A 13,200-nucleotide genomic window follows, 5' to 3' on the forward strand; every position below is an offset into this window, starting at 1 on the left:
AAATGGCTTTTGCTAAAGAATAGAGATAAAGAACGGGGATAAATAATGGGCGTAAACAATATTCAAACCGAAGCCTCACTCTCTGTCACTTTTGGTGGTACATCACTGACAGGGCTAAGAGATGAGAATCAAGATGCTTTTTTGGTGAAAAGCCCGGCACAAAAAACTGAACTAGAACATAAAGGCATCGTTGCCTGTATTGCTGATGGTGTTAGTTGTAGCGAACAAGGGCAAAAAGCAAGCCACACCGCAACCATGCAATTCATTACCGATTATTACGCCACTCCGGATACTTGGAGCGTTAAACACTCAGCCAGTAAAATTGTTTCCGCTTTAAACTCTTGGTTATTCTCTCAAGGCCAGAAGCAGAACCTTAATCATAATGGGTTAGTGACAACCCTTAGCTCAGTTATCTTCAAATCCAATACCGCACATATTTTTCATATTGGCGACAGCCGTATCTATCGCTTGAGAGATAACAAGCTTCGTCTGTTAACTCGTGATCACCAAAGAACCAATTTTGGCAAAGGTTCCTACTTGACCAGAGCACTCGGTATCGATAACCAGCTCGAAGTCGATTATCAAACGGTGACCCTGCAAGTCAACGACCGTTTTATCCTCACCACCGACGGCGTGCATGATTTTTTATCTCAATCTGAATTTAGTCAATTGGCGACGCAACAAGAACATTCACACGAAGGAATCAGTAACGGATTTTGTCAATTGGCGCTAACGAACGGCAGCCACGATAACTTAAGCTGTTTAATCATCGATGTTAAGCAACTACCTCAGCAGTCTTTATTCGAACATCAAAAACAACTGATCAAAAAAGCCATTCCGCCCGCTATGGCCGCGAACAATAAAATTGATAACTTTATTGTCGACAAGGTGCTCTATGCGGGTCCTCGCAGCCATGTTTATCTCGTTCACGATAAGAACAACTTTCAGCCCTTTGTGCTCAAAGCGCCATCACTGAATTACATTAACGACCATGATGTACTTTCTCAATTTTCCAATGAATATTGGGTGGGCAGCCAGCTCAATAACAGCCGAATAATGAAAGTCTATCCGACACCTATCGATTCCAAATTTTGCTATCAACTTTGTGAGTATATTAACGGGATAACACTTAGGCAGTGGATGTACGATAATCCTAACCCTTCCTTAGAAAAAGTAAGAACCCTAATGGATGAGATGATTAAAGCCATTAGAGTATTACAGCGTGCTGAAATGGTTCATCGAGACCTCAAGCCCGAAAATATCATGATCCTCGATAACGGAAGCATCAAACTTATCGATTTTGGTTCGGTAAAGGTCAGTAGTTTAGAAGAAGGGGCGACTGAATCGAAAGAAGCAATACCGTTAGGTGATGTCAATTACGCCGCATCTGAGTATCTACAAAATGGCACCAGTTCAATTTCCAGTGATCTATTTTCTATCGCGGTGATTGGTTATGAAATGCTTTGTGGAAAACGTCCGTACCCACCAATTAAGGGGCAAACTGTTCAATCGGCTCGTCACCACAATTGGCAATATCGCTCTCTCGCTTCACAGCGCCGCGATGTACCGACTTGGTTTGACCTCAGTATTCAAAAGGCATGTAACCCTTCGCCAAGTCAGCGCTACCATGTTTTGAGTGAGTTTATCCATGACCTCTACACACCAAACCCTAAACTCATAAAAGCCGCGCAAGTTCAGCCGTTGCTCAAACGAAACCCGGTGCTATTTTGGAAAGGAATGGCCATATTTTTAGCGCTCGTGTCTGCAATTGAGTTTTTCTTACTGCTTGATCGCTAGGGTGTGCTCACACGCACTTATTACTGAATAGTAATACCGTTATTGATTAACGATTAGCAATAAGAGATTTAGCCTGATTAATCGAGCTAATAATCGCGACTCTATCTAAGTCTGTTTGTTGAGAGTCTAACAAACGAACCCACGTATCAATCGCCTGTTGATAACGAAAGCTAACAAAGTGGTCATTGGCAATAAGTGTCAGCACAGTAGTATTGGTCGAATCCAAATCTAACGCTCTTTGTAAAAGCTCTTCGACTTCTGGACTTATTCTTTGGGAGTGAAGGTAATAGAGTGCACTTGCTTTTGCAGCCAGTTGATTAGCCGATATTTGAGATGAGAGTCGAATAGAGTAATCAAAGCTAGTTAATGCCGATTTAAATTCATTTTCGAGCATATAGCCATGCCCTAACTGAAACCACAATTCACCCTGATTAGGGTCTTCACTCAATTTAGCTTGGATATCAGCCATAAAATCAGAGTGCATTTGAGGTTGCTCTTCTTGCACCACTTCTTCCGGCATCGGTTGATACAGCACAAAAAACAGTGAGGCTGTTATTGCTGAAGTGATGGATATGAAACCAATCGCTTTACGTTTAGCATGAGAGGTTGGCTGAGATAAAATCACTACGATGGCCACAATCGCAACTAGTAACAATAATAAGGCACCACTGTGCATGTTGTTCCTCTTCATTTACACTTTCTGACATCCAACTTTGAGTATATCGTGATACCCTATTGATAACCTTGATCAACAAGCACTATATCCAATGAAAAACAAAGTTACCCCTTCAGAAGAGACTCAGCAACAAGCTATGAAAATCGCTAAGTCGAACCAGAAACAAGGCCAAACAAAAGAGCAAACTAAGTTAATTGCTCAAGGAATTGAAAAAGGGATCGCTCAATATAAAAAACAGCAAAAAGAGCGCAACCGACAAGCAGATAAAGCGAAAAAGAAAACTCAAAAATTGAAACAGACGACTGATAATACAACTACTGATTCAACGGAAAATCAGCAACCTGCTGACAGTAATACAAAGCCGTCTGTGCTACCTTGGATGCTGCTTGTTGTCAGTTGGGCTGGTTTTATTACCTATATGACTCAGCAATAGGTCGTGGTTATGTTTGAGGAACGTAGTTTGATTAAAAAAATAGGAACAGTGCTGCTTACGGGTATCATTCTATCCGGTTGTTCAACGCCAACAATGACCGCCAGTGAAGGTATTCATGATATCTCGATAAGAATGGATTATGGCTTTAATGCAGATAACTGTGAGGCGCTAGGAGAAGTGACCGGAAGTGAAGGTCACTGGTATAGCTACCTATTCTTTCCAAATGACGTATTGATACAAGGTGCACTCTTTGACGTTAAGAATCAAGCCCTTGCTTTAGGCGCTGATACTATTTATCTAGTGAACCCTCAGGATTTTGCCACATCATTTACGGTTTTTGGTATGGCTTACCGCTGCCAATCTTCTAGTTAATTTAACTAGCTAGTTCAGCTAAGAAGAAAAGTTTAGTTGGATCGCAAAAATAAAAAAGCCAGCAATGCTGGCTTAAGCTTCAAAACCTAGACTTTCAGCTATGTCGGTCTGTCTTTCCAACACCCACTGACTGTCAAAAGGTCCCCAATCTGAAAGCTGGTAATAGCCATCGTTATGTCGACGACCATCTTGCACAAACATCAATTCAATACCTATGCCGGGCAATGCTTTAAGTACATCTTGAATGGTGCGACGGGGCCAGCCCGTTTTCTCGATAAGTTTCGGTACGTTGGGTCTTTCTATACTCTCAACTAAAAGAGCCAAATACAAACGTCTTGCAAAAACAGGACTCAATTCCATTGATAAAATCTCCTAGTGGTTCCTAACTATTATTCGCTTTTTTTAAAAATAAACACGTGCGTTTGATCAACTTCTTTTTAATCGAAACAATTTGATACCTATTTTTTTTACCCTATAAAATATTAACTCTCTCGTTTTGTGTCCTAGCTCACTTCCTGTTAGGATTTCTACACTGATTAATTTGCTGATATTGAAATCAATATGACCATCACCATGTATGGGATCCCTAATTGCGATACCATTAAAAAAGCGAAAAAGTGGCTTGACGCCAATAACATCGAATTCGTATTTCATGACTACAGAAAGCAAGGTGTAGACAGCGAACTTGTGACTCAATTTTGCACTAGCTTAGACTGGGAAAAAGTAGTGAACAAACGCGGTACGACTTATCGCCAACTCACTCAAGAACAAAAAGACGCATTAGACGTTCAATCAGCCATTGAGCTACTTGTAGAGCAGCCAGCTATGATTAAACGACCAATCTTGGCGATAGATGAAGAGTTACATCTTGGTTTTAAGGCCGAACAATACCAATCAATCTTTAAATAACTAATATTTTAAGTAACTAGAATAGGACACCAAGGATGACAGATAGCTCAACTCTGGCGCTTGCGAAAGACTTAATGAGTCGCGAATCAGTAACACCAGAAGATGCCGGATGCCAACAAGTAATGATCGAACGCCTAGAAGCGTTAGGATTTAAAATCGAAGTGATGGTATTTGAAGATACCACCAACTTTTGGGCTCGTCGTGGCACAGAAGCGCCGCTATTTACGTTCGCTGGACACACTGATGTCGTTCCAGCTGGTAATCTGGAACATTGGCACACGCCTCCTTTTGAACCCACTATTATTGATGGCTACCTACATGGACGCGGCGCAGCGGATATGAAAGGTTCTCTAGCATCAATGGTTGTTGCGGTTGAACAATTTATTGCCAACAACCCAGATCATAAAGGTTCAATTGCTTTCCTTATTACATCCGATGAAGAGGGACCGTTTATCAATGGTACCACTCGTGTTGTTGATACCTTGATCGCTCGTAACGAAATTATCGATATGTGCATTGTGGCGGAACCTTCAAGCACGCATGCTATCGGCGATGTGGTTAAAAATGGCCGTCGTGGTTCAATTACTGGCGATCTCAAAGTAAAAGGGATTCAAGGCCATGTTGCCTACCCTCATCTTGCTAACAACCCAGTACACCAAGCGTTACCAGCGCTAGCTGAACTGGCGGCAACCAAGTGGGATAACGGTAATGAGTTCTTCCCACCAACGAGCTTCCAAATCCCGAACTTGCACTCAGGTACAGGCGCTTCAAATGTCATTCCGGGCGAGTTTAATGTTCAGTTTAACTTCCGCTTCAGTACTGAGTTAACCGATGCGGATATTAAGCAGCGTGTCCACTCAATCATTGATGCTCACGGGCTCGATTATGAACTCAATTGGACTCTAAGTGGCCAGCCTTTCTTAACCGACGAAGGTAAACTTCTAGAAGCGGTTGTCAAAGCGGTTGAAGATGTTAACCATAAGAAACCTGAACTACTCACGACTGGTGGAACATCTGACGCTCGATTCATCGCACCAATGAGTAAAAGAACAGAGGTTGTTGAGTTAGGTCCAGTCAACGCAACTATTCACAAAGTTAACGAGTGTGTCAGCATTTCTGATCTAGAAAAGTTGACGGACATGTTAGAGAAAACTCTTGAGAACCTATTAGGCTAATGATGACTCCCGAACAGCTCACCGGACAAACTGATACTCACCTTACTGATGTTTTGATTGGTAAGAAGCAGTTTCAGGTGCATCACGAGGTAGTTCGGGATCTTCTTGAGCTTAAGAAGGCAGCAACAAACGCTGGCTTTGATCTTTGTATCGCCAGCGGTTTTCGAAGCTTCGAGCGTCAAGCCGCGATTTGGAATAGTAAAATCGCAGGTGAACGCCCAATTTTAGATTCAGACAGTCAGCCTATCGATGCCTCAAATCTAACCGAAGAACAAAAAGTAAGTTCGATTCTTCGATGGTCAGCTCTTCCCGGTGCAAGCCGTCATCATTGGGGTACTGATTTTGATTTGTACGATGCCTCTCCGATACCAAAGCAAACCACACTGAAGCTAGAGCCTTGGGAGTACCTTAGCGGTCATCAACATAACTTCTATCTTTGGTTATCATCAAATATTCATCACTTTGGATTTTATTTTCCTTACAATGAGGAACGTGGTGGTGTCGCTGTCGAGCAATGGCATGTAAGCCACATTAGGCAAAGTGATGTTTGTATCTCAGAGCTTTCTGTTGATCTGTTGAGAAATCAGTTAGAACAGCGCCCCATTCTTGCTATGAATAGCGTGCTTAGTTCACTAGATACTATCTATACTCAATATATAACGAATGTCGCGAATATAACCAATACGACGACTGAGGAGCCATAATGGATCTTCTAACCAACCCTTGGGTAATCTCTTTTCTCGCAATGGGCTTTATGGTCAGTAACATAATGGCTTTAAAATGGGTCTCTAAAATGAAAATTGGGCAGCCGAAGAAAGATCTAACAAAGAAAAAAGATTCTAGCGATGAATTAGAGCCTACCGACCCAAACGCTAACATTGATACTGATACTGATACTGATACTGATACTGATACTGATACTGAAAAAAAATAGACAAAAAAAGGAGCGTATCTACGCTCCTTTTATATTTAATCAATAGCTTATCGAGTAATTACTTCTCAATCATTGCCGCTATAACTGGTACCATATCCGCTAGTAACTGCTCTTCAACTGGCTTACCTGCTGAGTCCGTTACGTTAATGGAAGTACGGTTACCAAGATCACCAAATAGGAAGTTATAAGTACCACCTTTCAGCTCAATCGGTTTAACGCCAATGTCTTCCCAGAAGCTGTCGTCAGGTGACGCATACTTCGCTTTCACTGTACCTTGAGATTGATTTCTTGCCTCAATGGTAAAGCCCATTGACGGTAACAACTCAGGTAGACGCTGCCAGAATACGTTATATGGTGTACGAGCAATAATCACAGGGAAACCACTACGATCAGAACCCAAACTAATAGGAATCTTTTTCACAGCTTCTTGAGCTTTACGAGCGGCTTCTTCACGTAATTCTAAGTCGTATCGAGCCATAACCAAGTTAGTCATAAGAACGTTATAGCGCTCTTTATTGATCGCTGAAACAGGAATTACCTTATTCGCTTCACGCCACTCAACTAATGAAATTTTAAAACCAAAACGATTGTTAGCATTGACTCGGCTAACCTCAGTCCGGGTACCGATTTCAGTATCTTCATCATTAGAGATCCATGTAAACCAATCCGTTTCCATACGTTCATCTGTATGCTCAACAAGTTCAATATTTCTTTCTTCAAACAAAGTCAGCGCTGTATCTCTCACTTTATCAGCATCATCTTCGTTCAATAACCACAGCGTCACTTCGCCATTGTTACGTTCAAATCGAGCGCCAGGAACCAACTCTAGAATCTGTTGAGGTGGGCGAATATCTACATCACGACCGATTTCACCGTTGAACTCCCCTTGAGGAATTTTATAGTCATCATAAATATGCGGTTGAGCATCTGCCGTTGACTGCCACTCTTTGAATTCAGGGGTATCCAAATACTCAAAATCATCTTTAGCCTGTCGGCGTGAAGATGGGTCGCTAGAACATGCACTTAAAACAAAAACAGCTAGTGATGTCATAACTAGCTGGCGAGAAAACTTCATTGAAACTCCTAAAAAGCCAAGATCATCGATCTTGGCTATTCTTTCCGTTAATTAGTAAACACCTGAATCAGTCAACGCTTGACTAACAATAGGTTGTGCCGATTCTGATAGATCGGTCAGTGGTAATCTCAGTGTGGCATCATCAATCAAGCCAAGCTTCTTAGCTGCCCACTTTACAGCGATAGGACTAGATTCAACAAACAAGTCTTTGTGCAGAGGCATTAAGCGCTGATTGATCGCTTCTGCTTCATCCCACTGTTTGTCAGCTGCTAGCTTAAACATTTTCGCCATATCAGCTGCGGCTATATTATTGGTAACAGAGATAACACCGTGACCACCTAACTTAACAAAATCTAGACCTGTACTATCATCACCACTTAGTAAGATAAAATCTTCGCCACAAAGTTCACGATGAATTTGAACTCTTTCTAAATCGCCTGTCGCATCTTTAAGTGCAACAATGTTTTCAATCTTAGAAAGTCGAGCCACTGTTTCCGGTAATAGGTCAACAGCCGTACGGCCTGGTACATTATATAGAATCTGAGGAACGTCGCTAACTTCAGCAATCGCCTTATAATGTTGATACAAACCTTCTTGAGTTGGTTTGTTGTAGTATGGCGTCACGCTCAAACAACCTACAATGCCAGAGTTATTCAGTAATCGGCTAAAAGTAACCGATTCGTGTGTCGCGTTTGCGCCTGTACCTGCAATGATAGGAATACGTCCTGCAGCAAACTCAACGACTTTATTTACCACTTTCACATGTTCTTCAACAGTAAGAGTTGCAGACTCGCCAGTTGTGCCTACCGCTACCAGACCATCTGAACCAGCCTTCACATGGAAATCGACCAATTTTTTCAGGCTTATGTAATCGACCTCACCACTGGAATTAAACGGTGTAATTAATGCAACAATACTTCCTGAAAACATGTCTTTCTCCATAATTTGATACTTTCTGCATGGTACTTTAAGGCCCTTGCTTAATACAAGAGATTAAGCGCTTATAAACCACCTGATATATTGAATATTTACCACATGTTTGACCTCCGGCATAGTTATTCACCTATATTCTTGGGAAATAATGACAGGAGGACAATAAGCGCAACATATCTCGTGTAAAAACCAGCGTGTTGCTGCACACAGTTCTTCGCCAAAATACCAGTGAGTAGACAAGTATCTTTAACCATCTGTGCTAACATACTTGGATATAGCCCTATTTTAACGTGATATTATGACGCAACATCTAGTGATCACTGCAGTCGGCACCGACCGCCCTGGTGTATCGAATCAAGTCGTCCACCTTGTGACTCAATCTGGATGCAACATCATAGACAGCCGAATAGCCCTATTCGGTAATGAATTTACCCTGATAATGCTAATCTCTGGTAACGCTAACAGCATAACTAGAGTAGAGACGACATTGCCACTGCTCGGTCAAGAACACGACCTCATCACCATGATGAAACGAACCTCAACTCATGCTGAAGTTGATCACGCGTACACTCTGGAAGTTTTCATCGAATCGGATGATAGAATGGGACTCACTGAAGAATTTACTCAGTTCTTTGCCGATCGAAATATCGGCCTTGCCTCACTAAGCGCACAAACAATTAATAAATCTAAAGTTGAGCGTGATAGCGATCAATTTCACATCGCACTGACGGCCGCAGTAGATTCCCAATGTAACTTAATGCAGCTTCAAGAAGAATTCACCCTGTTTTGTCAGTCGCACTCTGTGCAAGGCTCGCTCAATTTTATTAAAAACAGTCAATAGAAAGGAATATCAATGAACACTTTGACTGCTGGCACTCCAGCTCCAAACGTCTCTCTTTTAGATCAAGATGGCAATACCGTTTCAATTAGTGATTTTAGTGGGAAGAAAGTGCTTTTCTATTTCTACCCAAAAGCGATGACGCCCGGTTGTACAACACAGGCACAAGGTCTTCGTGACATTAAAGCTGAGCTTGATGCTCATAATGTTGTGGTATTAGGTGCAAGCATCGACCCCGTTAAACGTTTAGGCAAGTTCATTGAGCGCGATAACCTAAACTTCACACTGCTGTCTGATGAAGAGCACATTGCTGCAGATCAGTTCGGTGTGTGGGGAACCAAGAAATTTATGGGTAAGGTATATGACGGTCTTCACCGCATCAGCTTTCTAATTAATGAAGACGGTGTTATTGAGCATGTTTTCAATAAGTTCAAAACCAAGACTCACCATGAAGTGGTACTTGATTACCTAAATGAAAACGCTTCGTAGTTTTCAATAATCATAAAAAATGCCCACTCATAATGAGTGGGCATTTTTGTTTTAGTTAACGCCGTTTAACTAAGGCTGATTAAGGTTAAACAATAAATTTATTCAACAGCGCATCTTGTTGGTGAATATTCTCTTTTTGAGTTTGCATTGCCGTGTTGGTGTTTTCTGCAGAATCGGCCACTTGCGTAGACAGATCTTTAATTTTCACCGTGTTGTTATTGATCTCTTCAGCAACAAGGCTTTGCTCTTCTGCCGCTGAGGCAATTTGTAAATTCATATCCGAGATTTGCTGAATCGCACTGCGGATACTTTCAAGTGAAGCGTTTGCTGCTTGTGCTTTATCCACCGCATCAACAGCGGTTGTTTTACTCTCATTCATTGCTGCTGATACTGAACTAGCACCCGCTTGCAGTTGCTCAATCATGCTACGGATCTCTGTCGTAGACTCCTGAGTTCTTTGTGCAAGAGTACGAACTTCATCCGCAACCACGGCAAAACCACGTCCTGACTCTCCCGCTCGGGCAGCCTCAATCGCAGCATTCAATGCAAGTAAGTTTGTTTGATCGGCAATATCGTTGATTACTTTCAATATTGTTTCGATGTTTGCTGTTGCAGACTCTAACCCTTTCACCTCTTCAACCGCTTGATCGATACGAGCCGACAAATTATCAATCGAAATCGTGGTTTCACTTACTACTTTAGAACCCACTTCTGTCGCATCATCCGCTTGTTGGGCTGCACCTGCTGCCCCTTGTGCGTTGTTTGCAACTTCGGTTGCCGTCACGGCCATCTCATTCATCGCGGTTGCTAGTTGCTCTAGTTCTTGCAACTGGCTACGCATCGCATCAGCAGATTCATGAGCGCCGTGTACAATCATCTCTGTACCACTCATGATCTCGCTACCGATACTCTTCGACTGAATAATTTGGTTTTGCAGTGTTTCCGTAAACTGGTTAAAGCCCTTAGCTAGTTCAGCAAACTCAGCATCTGTGTTTGTGTCTATACGTTTGGTTAAATCACCTTGACCAGAGGCAACATCTTGAATCGCGGCATTTAATGTACCCAGTGGACGCAGTAATGCTCGAATCAATAGCGTTAAACCGATGACACTTAGAATAACCCCAATTAAGGTATAGATAATTGAGTTATTGCGTAACTTATCAATCGCAGCAAATGCGATAGATTCATCAACAATCGCACCTACATACCAGTTTTCTGATGGTACTTGCATAAATTGAATTAGGAACGGAGATCCATTGATCTCAACATTTTGAATCCCTTCTTTAATTTGTGCTTCTGGCATATATGTTGATAGTTTTTCACCGTTGTTTTTCGTTTCTGGGTGAGCAATAGTGGTGCCATCAGCCGTCACGATAAACAAGTAACCCGCATCTAACAGGTTAATGCTGTTTACAAGGTCTGCTAGCCCTGTTAGCTCCATATCGTAAAACATACCAGCAGTGAACTGACCGCTATCTCTAACTGGCGTCCCAATCGAAATAATCACATTCTTTGTCGATACATCGATATAAGGAGCAGTAACGACTAAACGACCTTTTGATTTAGCATCAATAAACCAAGGACGAACACGAGGATCATAATCAGGTCCAACATCCCAACTGTCGTCATTTTCCAATACGAAGCCATTTTCGTTATAGCCAAGACCAACCGCTAAAAAGCTGGACTTAAGCTTAGGTTTCTCTAAAACGGCTTTAATATAGTCATGATCTTGAGGGTTAATCTCAATCACCTCTGTTGCAGCCTGAGCGAGTGCTTTCTTACTCTCCATTTCAGATGAAACCGTGTTCTTCACCCCGACAACCATTTCGTTCAAGCTGCTATAGACTAGGCTCTCTACTTCAGACTTAACTGTAGACAACTGTTGAATTGATAGTAGCGAAACCGTAACTAGCAACAATGCTGAAGATGCTGCCACAATCTTTTGACTAAACTTCATAACTTCCCTCGACTAAATATTCACTTACCACCAACAACAGGACGGCGTACGTTATAATGCAGATATAAATATGTTACAAGCTATATCGCCAGCTTTTACAAAAACTTAATTATATTTTTGTAAATAATTTTATATCTAATTGTGACCCATGAGTGAAAGTATAGATGCTAAACATAAAAAAAAGTCCTATTGATCTCAAATCAATAGGACTTTCATATGCTTTGGGGTTGTTTAGCGTTGAAGGGGCGCCCCTAAAGTTTAGTTAATCGTCACTATGCGTTCGCTTCCAACTCTTCATCGTCATGACTTGGCAGTGCATTAATAACAGCCTTAACCAACGTTGCTAGTGGGATAGCGAAGAACACTCCCCAGAAGCCCCATAATCCACCAAAGACGAGCACTGCGACAATAATTGCCACTGGGTGTAGGTTAACCGCTTCTGAGAATAAGATAGGCACAAGAACGTTACCATCTAACATTTGGATAATGCCGTACGCGAACAAAAGCCAGTAAAACGGTGGTGCAAGTCCCCATTGAAATAGGCCTACAATCGCAACCGGAACTGTCACTGCTGCGGCACCGATATATGGAATCAGTACCGAGAAACCAACCGCGACCGCCAGCAGTACTGAATAGCGTAAATCTAATATTGCGAATGTTATGTAGCTAGTACCACCCACAATGAGAATTTCGAGCACTTTACCGCGAATATAATTGGAAATTTGTTGGTTCATTTCCACCCACACTTTATCGGCTAATCGGCGATTCTTTGGTAAAATTCCACTAGCCATCGACATCATCTCTTGCTTATCTTTTAATAAGAAAAAGACCAATAGCGGCACCAGAATTAAATAGACAGCGAGCGTTGCTAAACTCACTAAAGATGCAAGTGAACCTTTAACGACACTTTCACCCATGGTAATCACTTGGTTCTTCATGTTATCCATGAGTGATTCAACAAGCTGTACATTAACAAGCTCAGGGTACTTTTCAGGCAATACAGAGATAAACTGTTGTAAACCAATGTACATGCTAGGGATGTCGTTGATTAAATTACCGACTTGGTGCCAAATGGTTGGAACTAGCCCAAATACCGCTAATATCATCACACTAGTAAATGAGAGGATCACCAAGATCACCGCTAGTGTTCTGGGCAAACCCATACGGCTCAGTTTAGTCACTGGCCATTCAAGTAGGTAGGCAAGAACAATCGCGACTAGCAATGGGGCAATGAGGTAGCCAAAGAAGTAGATAGTTACAAAGCCGAAAAATAAGATCGCAACCAAACTTACAGCGTGCGGATCAGAAAAACGTCGTTTATACCAACGACTAACCATATCTAACATTAAGCAGCGTTCCCTTTCATTTATACGACGACTTTAAGGCAAAAGTAGTCATTTATTTTTTCGCTCGTCACTAAGTGGCTCTTCATTTGAAGATAGCGTTCGATGTCATGTTGGGAGTTAGGATCAGAGACATAAATTTCTGCTACTTCTCCGTCTATTAGCTTTGCAATGAAGCGTTTCGCTAGTAACAGTGCCATTGGGCAGCGCTCACAACGTAAATCTAGAAGTTGTTCCACTCTCGACTCTATGCATTTGAGTAAGCCAAC

The 13,200-nt window shown here is 41.9% G+C and carries 16 protein-coding genes; 9 read left to right on the top strand and 7 right to left on the bottom strand.

Annotated features, from left to right (window positions below; translation table 11 throughout):
• The first annotated feature begins 45 nt into the window (after positions 1 to 45).
• The gene (locus tag L4D20_RS06735; protein WP_428800827.1) at positions 46 to 1,797 is read left to right on the top strand and encodes a bifunctional protein-serine/threonine kinase/phosphatase; all 1,752 of its coding nucleotides are present in this window, start codon (positions 46 to 48) and stop codon (positions 1,795 to 1,797) included.
• Between the two features lie 46 nt (positions 1,798 to 1,843).
• Here L4D20_RS06735 and L4D20_RS06740 read toward each other — a convergent pair whose 3' ends face one another.
• The gene (locus L4D20_RS06740; RefSeq protein WP_428800828.1) at positions 1,844 to 2,488 is read right to left on the bottom strand and encodes a TPR domain-containing protein; all 645 of its coding nucleotides are present in this window, start codon (positions 2,486 to 2,488) and stop codon (positions 1,844 to 1,846) included.
• 76 nt (positions 2,489 to 2,564) lie between these two features.
• On the opposite strand from L4D20_RS06740, the gene L4D20_RS06745 reads away from it, so the two are divergent.
• Both L4D20_RS06745 and L4D20_RS06750 read left to right on the top strand, forming a co-directional pair.
• The gene (locus L4D20_RS06745) at positions 2,565 to 2,906 is read left to right on the top strand and encodes a DUF2956 domain-containing protein (protein ID WP_428800829.1); all 342 of its coding nucleotides are present in this window, start codon (positions 2,565 to 2,567) and stop codon (positions 2,904 to 2,906) included.
• A gap of 9 nt (positions 2,907 to 2,915) precedes the next feature.
• The gene (locus L4D20_RS06750; protein ID WP_428800830.1) at positions 2,916 to 3,278 is read left to right on the top strand and encodes a DUF4156 domain-containing protein; all 363 of its coding nucleotides are present in this window, start codon (positions 2,916 to 2,918) and stop codon (positions 3,276 to 3,278) included.
• Between the two features lie 72 nt (positions 3,279 to 3,350).
• Here the strand turns inward: L4D20_RS06750 and L4D20_RS06755 are convergent, their stop codons facing one another.
• A complete protein-coding gene (locus L4D20_RS06755; protein ID WP_428800831.1) occupies positions 3,351 to 3,638 on the bottom strand; it encodes a winged helix-turn-helix domain-containing protein in 288 nt (95 codons plus the stop codon).
• Positions 3,639 to 3,839: 201 nt separating this feature from the next.
• On the opposite strand from L4D20_RS06755, the gene L4D20_RS06760 reads away from it, so the two are divergent.
• The 4 genes from L4D20_RS06760 to L4D20_RS06775 are packed head-to-tail and all read left to right on the top strand — an operon-like array spanning position 3,840 to position 6,296.
• Positions 3,840 to 4,187 carry an ArsC family reductase gene (locus L4D20_RS06760; protein WP_428800832.1) on the top strand — a complete coding sequence of 116 codons (348 nt, stop codon included), beginning with the start codon at positions 3,840 to 3,842 and terminating at the stop codon, positions 4,185 to 4,187.
• Positions 4,188 to 4,222: 35 nt separating this feature from the next.
• A complete protein-coding gene (gene dapE, locus L4D20_RS06765) occupies positions 4,223 to 5,362 on the top strand; it encodes a succinyl-diaminopimelate desuccinylase (RefSeq protein WP_428800833.1) in 1,140 nt (379 codons plus the stop codon).
• Positions 5,363 to 5,364: 2 nt separating this feature from the next.
• Positions 5,365 to 6,066 carry a M15 family metallopeptidase gene (locus L4D20_RS06770; RefSeq protein ID WP_428801269.1) on the top strand — a complete coding sequence of 234 codons (702 nt, stop codon included), beginning with the start codon at positions 5,365 to 5,367 and terminating at the stop codon, positions 6,064 to 6,066.
• A complete protein-coding gene (locus L4D20_RS06775) occupies positions 6,066 to 6,296 on the top strand; it encodes a DUF2897 family protein (protein ID WP_428800834.1) in 231 nt (76 codons plus the stop codon). The genes L4D20_RS06770 and L4D20_RS06775 overlap by 1 nt, the downstream gene beginning before the upstream one ends.
• Positions 6,297 to 6,354: 58 nt before the next feature.
• Here the strand turns inward: L4D20_RS06775 and bamC are convergent, their stop codons facing one another.
• Positions 6,355 to 7,371 (bottom strand): outer membrane protein assembly factor BamC, encoded by a 1,017-nt coding sequence (gene bamC, locus L4D20_RS06780; RefSeq protein WP_428800835.1) that lies wholly within the window; start codon positions 7,369 to 7,371, stop codon positions 6,355 to 6,357.
• 51 nt (positions 7,372 to 7,422) lie between these two features.
• The gene (gene dapA, locus L4D20_RS06785; RefSeq protein WP_428800836.1) at positions 7,423 to 8,301 is read right to left on the bottom strand and encodes a 4-hydroxy-tetrahydrodipicolinate synthase; all 879 of its coding nucleotides are present in this window, start codon (positions 8,299 to 8,301) and stop codon (positions 7,423 to 7,425) included.
• A 301-nt stretch (positions 8,302 to 8,602) separates the two neighbouring features.
• Between dapA and L4D20_RS06790 the strand changes: the two genes are divergently transcribed.
• Together L4D20_RS06790 and bcp are read left to right on the top strand one after the other, a co-directional pair.
• Positions 8,603 to 9,145 (top strand): glycine cleavage system transcriptional repressor, encoded by a 543-nt coding sequence (locus L4D20_RS06790; RefSeq protein WP_428800837.1) that lies wholly within the window; start codon positions 8,603 to 8,605, stop codon positions 9,143 to 9,145.
• Positions 9,146 to 9,157: 12 nt separating this feature from the next.
• Positions 9,158 to 9,631, top strand: coding sequence for a thioredoxin-dependent thiol peroxidase (gene bcp, locus L4D20_RS06795; RefSeq protein ID WP_428800838.1), 474 nt, complete (start codon positions 9,158 to 9,160; stop codon positions 9,629 to 9,631).
• A gap of 85 nt (positions 9,632 to 9,716) precedes the next feature.
• Here the strand turns inward: bcp and L4D20_RS06800 are convergent, their stop codons facing one another.
• The 3 genes from L4D20_RS06800 to L4D20_RS06810 form a co-directional block, all read right to left on the bottom strand.
• On the bottom strand, positions 9,717 to 11,588 hold the full coding sequence (locus L4D20_RS06800) for a methyl-accepting chemotaxis protein (protein ID WP_428800839.1): 1,872 nt from the start codon (positions 11,586 to 11,588) through the stop codon (positions 9,717 to 9,719).
• 272 nt (positions 11,589 to 11,860) lie between these two features.
• Positions 11,861 to 12,934 (bottom strand): AI-2E family transporter, encoded by a 1,074-nt coding sequence (locus L4D20_RS06805; RefSeq protein WP_428800840.1) that lies wholly within the window; start codon positions 12,932 to 12,934, stop codon positions 11,861 to 11,863.
• A gap of 20 nt (positions 12,935 to 12,954) precedes the next feature.
• Complete coding sequence (locus L4D20_RS06810; protein ID WP_428800841.1) at positions 12,955 to 13,170, bottom strand: sulfurtransferase TusA family protein; 216 nt, start codon at positions 13,168 to 13,170, stop codon at positions 12,955 to 12,957.
• Positions 13,171 to 13,200: the final 30 nt, after the last annotated feature.

This window comes from Vibrio kyushuensis (assembly GCF_050337325.1).
Classification (GTDB): Bacteria; Pseudomonadota; Gammaproteobacteria; order Enterobacterales; family Vibrionaceae; genus Vibrio; species Vibrio kyushuensis.